Annotated in this window: 1 protein-coding gene; it reads left to right on the top strand. The window is 48.7% G+C overall.

Annotation, left to right across the window (positions count from 1 at the left end; all coding sequences use genetic code 11):
* Positions 1 to 382 (top strand): AAA family ATPase (locus ACQRBJ_RS16285; protein WP_445304267.1); only part of this gene is annotated, 382 nt, incomplete at both ends.

The raw sequence follows: 382 nt of genomic DNA on the forward strand, positions 1-382 counted from the left end.
TGTCTTTCTGAGTCGTCCGAGACGATTCGGCAAGTCGCTCTTTGCCTCTACCCTCCAGGCTTATTTCGAGGGAAGAAAGGAACTTTTCGAGGGATTGGCCATTGCTGATTACGAGAAGGAATGGGTGAAGCACCCTGTGCTCCATTTCGATATGAGCGGTGCCAAGCATTTTGATGCTGACGCTCTGAACAGTTATCTGAATCTACGACTTTTGCCCTACGAAAAGCTTTACGGCAAGGGAGAAGGTGAAAACTATCCTAATGAAAGACTGGCTGGTATTGTAAAGCGTGCTTACGAGAAGACGGGCGAAAAAGTGGCTGTCATCATTGACGAATATGATGCCCCTCTGCTGGACGTGGTGCACGAGAAGGAGAACCTGCAA

The sequence above is a fragment of the Prevotella sp. SGI.167 genome, from assembly GCF_050313615.1.
Lineage (GTDB): Bacteria > Bacteroidota > Bacteroidia > Bacteroidales > Bacteroidaceae > Prevotella.